Raw genomic sequence first — 618 nt, forward strand, 5'->3', positions numbered from 1 at the left:
CTATCAGGATTTGTCGATTAAATTCCAACACTTTTTCCCGCGCAAAGTCATGTTCGTCAAACACGCTGTGGCGTATGTCGTCATGCCCGGCGGTTTCGGCACGCTGGACGAATTGTTTGAAAGCCTGACTTTGGTGCAAACCGGCAAAACGCCCGACCGCCCGATTATCTTAGTGGGCAAAGCATTTTGGGCGGGACTGTTGGACTGGATACGCGAGCAGTTGCTGGGCAGAAACCTGATTTTGGAAGAGGATTTGAACTTGATTCGAGTCATCGACGACGAAGACGAAATCATCGAAGAAATCTTCGCCCATTACGAAAACCGCCTGGAAGACTTGTCCGAACACCAAAATGCTTGGTCACTGGGGCTGTAAAAAACTAAGGTTTCAACTGACAAAGGGCGGTTATCCCACCTACCCTTTGCTTCATTAATAAAGGCCGTCTGAAAATGTTTTCAGACGGCCTTTTATCTTCTTTCAAAGCGTTAATTGTTTTCCCACTCGACATGCTCACTCAAGAAGCCGCCGCTTTGGTGCGCCCAAAGTTTGGCGTACAGGCCTTGTTTCTCGAGCAACTCGGTGTGGCTGCCTTCTTCGATGATGCGGCCTTTGTCCAAGAC

The 618-nt window shown here is 49.0% G+C and carries 1 protein-coding gene; it reads left to right on the forward strand.

All coding sequences use genetic code 11. From position 1 onward, the window contains the following. Window positions 1-373, forward strand: a 373-nt coding sequence (locus tag ACTHUM_RS17505) for an LOG family protein (protein ID WP_440403628.1), incomplete at its 5' end; no start/stop codon positions are given. Between the last annotated feature and the right edge of the window lie 245 nt (window positions 374-618).

It is taken from the genome of Neisseria sp. P0021.S006, assembly GCF_051956895.1.